At 61.3% G+C, this 6,641-nt stretch carries 6 protein-coding genes; 3 read left to right on the top strand and 3 right to left on the bottom strand.

Annotation, left to right across the window (positions count from 1 at the left end; all coding sequences use genetic code 11):
* Nucleotides 1-42: 42 nt before the first annotated feature.
* The 3 genes from tsaB to ppc form a co-directional block, all read right to left on the bottom strand.
* The gene (gene tsaB / locus PMI32_RS26710) at nt 43-717 is read right to left on the bottom strand and encodes a tRNA (adenosine(37)-N6)-threonylcarbamoyltransferase complex dimerization subunit type 1 TsaB (RefSeq protein WP_008024667.1); all 675 of its coding nucleotides are present in this window, start codon (nt 715-717) and stop codon (nt 43-45) included.
* Between the two features lie 93 nt (nt 718-810).
* Nucleotides 811-1,458: an adenylate kinase gene (gene adk / locus PMI32_RS26715; protein ID WP_008024666.1), complete on the bottom strand. Its 648-nt coding sequence runs from the start codon at nt 1,456-1,458 to the stop codon at nt 811-813.
* A 286-nt stretch (nt 1,459-1,744) separates the two neighbouring features.
* The gene (ppc, locus tag PMI32_RS26720; RefSeq protein ID WP_008024665.1) at nt 1,745-4,375 is read right to left on the bottom strand and encodes a phosphoenolpyruvate carboxylase; all 2,631 of its coding nucleotides are present in this window, start codon (nt 4,373-4,375) and stop codon (nt 1,745-1,747) included.
* 202 nt (nt 4,376-4,577) lie between these two features.
* Here ppc and PMI32_RS26725 point away from each other — a divergent pair, with 202 nt between their 5' ends.
* The 3 genes from PMI32_RS26725 to lptF all read left to right on the top strand — a co-directional run bounded on the left by PMI32_RS26725 (nt 4,578) and on the right by lptF (nt 6,537).
* The gene (locus tag PMI32_RS26725; RefSeq protein WP_008024664.1) at nt 4,578-4,922 is read left to right on the top strand and encodes a hypothetical protein; all 345 of its coding nucleotides are present in this window, start codon (nt 4,578-4,580) and stop codon (nt 4,920-4,922) included.
* A gap of 364 nt (nt 4,923-5,286) precedes the next feature.
* The gene (locus tag PMI32_RS26730) at nt 5,287-5,700 is read left to right on the top strand and encodes a DUF4398 domain-containing protein (protein WP_008024663.1); all 414 of its coding nucleotides are present in this window, start codon (nt 5,287-5,289) and stop codon (nt 5,698-5,700) included.
* A gap of 48 nt (nt 5,701-5,748) precedes the next feature.
* On the top strand, nt 5,749-6,537 hold the full coding sequence (gene lptF / locus PMI32_RS26735) for a lipotoxin F family OmpA-related lipoprotein LptF (protein ID WP_008024662.1): 789 nt from the start codon (nt 5,749-5,751) through the stop codon (nt 6,535-6,537).
* The last annotated feature ends 104 nt before the right edge of the window (nt 6,538-6,641 follow it).

Here is a 6,641-nt window from a genome sequence, read left to right as displayed (position 1 = left end):
GGAGCTGGCTTGCCAGCGATAGGGCCGACTCGGTGCCGGAAATCAACGCGCCTTGGGCGTCGCAACCTTGTCCCGCAGATAAACCGGCTGCGCCTCGTCCGCCACAATCGCTTCACCCCGTTCCCAGGCAAATCGCGCCAGGGTCAACAGGTCTTCGGCGTGAGGCAGCATGCCCGCGTCCTGACCGCTCAGGCTGACGGCGATGCGTTCGGCATAGCCCCAACCGGTGCCGGCGCCAAACCAGTCACCGCTGGCATCCGCCGGCAACGCCGCCACTTCCGGCGGCAATACGGCTTCCTTGCCGACCAGACGCATCTCACCCGCCGTTTCGCGGTAGCAGCCCCAGTACACTTCATCCATGCGCGCATCGATGGCGGCCGCGACCTGGCTCACACCGTGTTCGCGATACGCCCGCTGCGCCAGCACCGCGAGGTTCGACACCGGCAGGACCGGGCGATCCAGGGCAAACGCCAGGCCCTGTACCACGCCGATGGCGATACGCACGCCAGTGAATGCGCCCGGCCCACGGCCAAAAGCGATGGCATCGACCGCTTGCAAGGTGGTCCCGGCATCGGCGAGCAATTGCTGGATCATCGGCAACAGCTTCTGCGCATGCAGGCGCGGGATCACCTCGTAATGGCTCGTCACTTTGCCGTCATGCAGCAAGGCAACGGAGCAAGCTTCAGTCGCGGTGTCCAGGGCCAGCAAGGTGCTCATCGATGTTTCCGTAAGAGAGGTCAGAAAAAGTGCGCCAGTATAAACAACTACGGCCCGCAAGCGGGCCGTAGAAGATGAAGCGGTTCAGACTTTTCAGCTCAGCGCTTCAAGCACCTTGCCGGTGATCGCTTCAACCGAACCGACGCCAGCAATGTGGCTGTACTTCGGCTTGCCTTGAGCCGCCGACAGCTTCTGGTAGAAATCCACCAGTGGCTTGGTCTGCGAGTGGTAGACCGACAGGCGATGACGCACGGTTTCTTCAGTGTCGTCCTTGCGCTGCACCAGATCTTCGCCGGTCATGTCGTCTTTACCAGCAATTTTTGGCGGGTTGTAGACGGTGTGGTACACGCGGCCGCTGGCCTCGTGGACACGACGACCAGCGATACGCTGAACGATTTCTTCGTCATCGACCGCGATTTCGACCACGTGATCCAGCTCGACGCCGGCCTTCACCAGGGCTTCAGCCTGAGGAATGGTGCGCGGGAAACCGTCGAACAGGAAACCGTTGGCGCAATCCGCCTGGCTGATGCGTTCCTTGACCAGATTGATGATCAGGTCATCGGAAACCAGGCCACCGCTGTCCATGACGCTCTTGGCGATCAGGCCCAGCTCGGTGCCGGCCTTGACCGCAGCACGCAGCATGTCGCCGGTGGAGATTTGCGGGATGCCGAACTTTTCGGTGATGAACTTAGCCTGAGTACCTTTACCGGCCCCGGGAGCTCCCAGCAGAATGACGCGCATCGATGTGCTCCTCAATTTTTATATAGATAACAAAGGATTCGCCTCGTGGGGCCAATCTCAAAACAGGGTCGTGACCGCCCAAACGGCCAAAGGCTGATCAAGATACACAGCAGATCCTACGCACACAAGCCGTCGAAAGTCGGAGAAACCCGCGCCTTGCGTGACCTTGCGACGGGGTACCCCAAGTCGCAACCCCATCATTAAGTGTCGCCTTGCAGCACTTTCCAACCCCGCGCAAACCGGCACTCGACGCCTGCGTCGAGTGCCCGAACCCACGACGAAAACCTTAGCCGGTATTTCGCAAACCGGCGGCAATCCCCGCCACAGACACCAGCAACGCCTGTTCTACCGGGCTGCCCTGCGCCACTTCCTGCAGGCGCGAACGTGCCAGCAACTCAGCCTGCAATAGATGAAGCGGGTCGAGGTAGGTGTTGCGCAAGCGGATGAATTCGAGGGTAGCTGGGCTATGTGCCAGTAGCTGCGACTGACCGGTCAACCCCAGAACAATCGAACACGCCTGCGACAATAGGTCGCGTAAGTGCGCACCCAAAGGCAGCAGATCCGGCTCGACCAGCCGCTCATCGTAGGAGCGGGCGATATCCGCGTCGGCCTTGGCCAGGACCATCTCCAGCATATCGATGCGCGTGCGGAAAAACGGCCACTGCTCGCGCATTTGCCCCAGCAGCTCGCCTTCGCCGCGCGCCAGCGCCTTGCTTAACGCGGCTTCCCAGCCGAGCCAGGCCGGCAACATCAAGCGGGTCTGGGTCCAACCGAAGATCCATGGGATCGCCCGCAGGCTTTCGATCCCGCCGGCGCGGCGCTTGGCCGGGCGACTGCCCAGTGGCAGGCGCCCCAACTCCTGCTCCGGGGTGGACTGGCGGAAATACTCGACGAATTGCGGATTTTCCCGCACCACGGCGCGGTAAGCACTGACACCGTCTGCCGCCAATTCGTCCATCAAATGGCGCCAGGCGGGTTGCGGTGGTGGCGGTGGCAACAACGTCGCCTCCAGCACCGCCGCCAGGTACAGGTTGAGATTTTGCTCGGCGATGTCCGGCAGGCCGAATTTGAAACGAATCATTTCCCCCTGCTCGGTGGTGCGGAAACGCCCCGCCACCGACCCCGGCGGCTGCGACAGAATCGCCGCGTGCGCCGGACCGCCACCACGCCCCACGGTGCCACCGCGACCGTGGAACAACAGCAGTTCCACTTGCTGCTCGCGGCAGATGTCGACCAGACGTTCCTGCGCCCGATATTGCGCCCAGGCCGCCGCCGTGGTGCCGGCGTCCTTGGCCGAGTCGGAATAGCCGATCATCACTTCCTGCGGCCCTTGCAGGCGCGCGCGATAACCCGGCAGCAGCAACAGTTTTTCAATCACCGGGCCGGCGTTATCAAGGTCGGCAAGGGTTTCGAACAGCGGCACCACGCGCATCGGCCGCAATACACCAGACTCTTTGAGCAACAGTTGCACGGCCAGCACGTCGGAAGCGGCGCCGGCCATGGAGATCACGTACGAACCAAGCGAAGCGCCAGGTGCGGCGGCGATTTCCCGGCACGTGGCGAGCACTTCAGCGGTGTCGGCGGAGGGTTTGAAGTAAGTCGGCAACAACGGCCGACGGTTGTTCAACTCGCGCATCAGGAAGGCGATGCGCTCCTCTTCGCTCCAGTCTTCGTAGCGCCCAAGGCCGAGGTAATCGGTGATTTCCGTCATCGCCGCCGTGTGACGAGACGAGTCCTGACGCACATCGAGGCGCACCAGGAACAAGCCGAAGGTCACCGCACGACGCAGGCAATCGAGCAGCGGCCCATCAGCGATCACGCCCATGCCGCACTCATGCAGCGACTGGTAGCAGAGCTCCAGCGGGTCGAGCAAATCGCGGTTGTTTTGCAGCACATCGGCGGGGGCCGGCGTGGCGGTCGTCAAGGAAGTGTGGGCCCAGCTTCGAGTGGCGCGCAGGCGTTCACGCAGCTGTTTAAGGACGGCACGATAGGGTTCGGCGCTGTCGCCGGCCTTGGCTTTCAGCGCGTCGCTGGCCTGTTGCATCGACAGCTCGGCGGCGAGGTGATCGACATCGCGCACGTACAGATCGGCGGCCATCCAGCGTGCCAGCAGCAACACCTCACGGGTCACGGCAGCCGTCACGTTGGGGTTGCCATCACGGTCGCCGCCCATCCACGAAGCAAAGCGAATCGGCGCGGCTTCCAGCGGCAAATGCAGGCCGGTGGCGTCATGCAGGGCTTTATCGGCCTTGCGCAAATAGTTCGGGATCGCTTGCCACAGCGAATGCTCGATCACCGCGAAACCCCATTTGGCTTCGTCCACCGGAGTCGGGCGGGTGCGACGGATTTCTTCGGTGTGCCAGGCTTCGGCGATCAGGCGCTGCAATTTCGATTGAATCTGCTCGCGCTCGGCGCTGGTCAGGTCACGGTGATCCTGAGCGGCAAGTTGCGCGGCGATGGCGTCGTACTTCTGGATCAGCGTGCGGCGCGCGACTTCGGTCGGGTGCGCAGTCAACACCAGTTCGATTTCCAGGCGCCCCAGCTGTCGTGCCAGGGATTCGGCCGCATGACCTTCGGCCAGCAGGCGCGTTAGCAACTCCGGCAACACGCGCGCCTCGAACGGCGCGGGCTGAGATTCTTCGCGGCGATGGATCAGTTGATATTGCTCAGCGATGTTGGCTAGGTTGAGAAACTGGTTGAACGCCCGCGCCACCGGCAGCAACTCGTCTTCGCTCAGTTGATTGAGGCTCGCGCTCAGTTCGGCGTCCATCGAACCGCGACGGTCGGCCTTGGCGCCTTTGCGGATCTGCTCGATCTTGTCGAGAAAATCGTCCCCGTACTGTTCACGAATGGTGTTGCCCAACAGCTCACCCAACAGGTGAACATCCTCGCGCAAGCGTGCATCAATATCGGTCATCAGCCGTTCTCCAGCGAAAAATCCGGGGGTGCCTTGTGGTTTAAGAGTGCCGTCGTAAAGCGCTTCTTACAAGCACACGACGAAGGGACTTTAAACCCCGGGCACGCAAGCTAGTCTGAAGAGTAAGCCGCACAACGGCTTTCGCCGGCCATGGCCGGACACTTACCCGGCCTGCTACGAACAGGCGTGCCATGAGGTTTTTATGAAAATCCGCGAGCTTGCCCATCATTGGGAAGAAAACGCCAAGGGTCGCCTGACCGACACCGGCTACTCGATTCATCTGGATGTGGAAGCCGCCGCGCGCTTGGCGGCGATCATCGAGATGTACCCCAAGCGGCACCCTGAAGAACTGCTCGGCGAGTTGATCGGCGCGGCGCTCGAAGAGCTGGAAAAGAGCTTTCCGTACGTGAAGGGCTCGACCATCGTGGCCACCGACGAAGAAGGCGATCCGCTGTACGAAGACATCGGCCCGACCCCGCGTTTTCTCGCGCTGTCCCGGCGGCATTTGCACGATTTGTCGTCTGGTGAGGACAAGCAAAAGCACTGAGTTCACCGCAGAACCTGTGGGAGCGGGCTTGCTCGCGAAGGCGGTGTGTCAGTCAACTCAAATGTCGACTGTTAAACCGCCTTCGCGAGCAAGCCCGCTCCCACATTGGATTGCAGCCCCCTTCAACAATTGCGTGTTTCCGCCTTTGGAATACCCTCTCCTATCGCCAAAGTTCCCGATTTAGAGCCTTGTCCGTTCGGTCAAAGTTTTTTCGGGCGACAGGCCATCTTCTCTGAACTTTTAAAAAATGCCTCGGGTCGTAACCAGTAACCACGCCTGGGACGGCCGTTTCAAAACGCTTCGAAAATTGATGGTTGCGGCTCCTTGCCCAGGATGGATGTTCAGTTTTTCAGGAGTTATTCCAATGGAGTTGAAGACCATGAAGATCAACACTGCCAAGCCCGCTTCCACCCCCCTGCGCAGCCTGAAACTGGCCGCCCTGGCCATCGGCAGCAGCCTGGTTCTGGCCGGTTGCGCCGGTAACCCGCCGACTGAGCAATACGCCGTGACCCAATCGGCCGTGAACAGCGCCGTCAGCGCGGGCGGCACCGAATTCTCGGCGGTTGAGATGAAGTCCGCCCAGGACAAGCTCAAACAAGCCGAAATCGCGATGCACGACAAAAAGTACGACGAAGCCCGAGTGCTCGCCGAACAGGCCGAGTGGGACGCGCGCGTCGCCGAACGCAAAGCCCAGGCGATCAAAGCCGAACAGGCGGTGAAGGACTCTCGGATAGGGGTTCAGGAACTGCGTCAGGAAAGCCGGCGCACCGTGCAATAAGCGCCGCCACGACGTACTTCTTACTCGACTTAAAAGGACGATACCCACATGCGCAATCAATTGATGATCCCTGCCCTGCTGGCCGCAAGCGTAGCTCTGGCTGCCTGCTCCACGCCGCCTAACGCGAACCTTGAACAGGCCCGCACCAACTACAGCGGCCTGCAAGCCAACCCGCAGGCGAGCAAAGTCGCGGCACTGGAAACCAAGGACGCCAGCGATTACCTGGACAAGGCCGACAAGGCTTATCTGGACAAGCGAGACGCGAACGAGGTCGATCAACTGGCCTACCTGACCAATCAGCGTGTTGAAGTGGCGAAGCAAACCATCGCCCTGCGCACCGCTGAAGCCAATCTGAAGAATGCTGCGGCACAGCGCGCCCAGGCACGTCTGGATGCTCGCGATGCGCAGATCAAGCAGTTGCAGGACAGCCTGAACGCCAAGCAGACCGATCGCGGTACGCTGGTAACCTTTGGTGATGTGTTGTTCGCAACCGACCGTGCCGACCTGAAGTCCAGCGGCCTGGCGAACATCAACAAACTGGCGCAGTTCCTTCAGGAAAACCCGGACCGCAAGGTGATCGTCGAAGGCTACACCGACAGCACCGGCACGGCGTCGCACAACCAGTCGCTGTCCGAGCGTCGCGCCGGTTCCGTGCGCATGGCACTGGTGAAAATGGGCGTTGATCCTGCGCGCATCGTTGCCCAGGGTTATGGCAAGGAATACCCGGTTGCTGAAAACGGCGACGCTTCGGGTCGAGCCATGAACCGCCGTGTAGAAGTGACTATCTCCAACGACAACCAGCCAGTGATCCCGCGTTCGGCGGTGAGCGCCAACTAAGCTTCATGCCGTAACGTAAAAGCCCCGCCTGATCGGATCAGGCGGGGCTTTTTGTTTTCGCGGTTTGGCAGAACACCGCGTCGCGTCCATCGCCAGCAAGCCGG

Source organism: Pseudomonas sp. GM60, from assembly GCF_000282415.1.
GTDB classification, from domain to species: Bacteria; Pseudomonadota; Gammaproteobacteria; order Pseudomonadales; family Pseudomonadaceae; genus Aquipseudomonas; species Aquipseudomonas migulae.
This window is presented reverse-complemented; position numbering and strand designations above follow the sequence as displayed.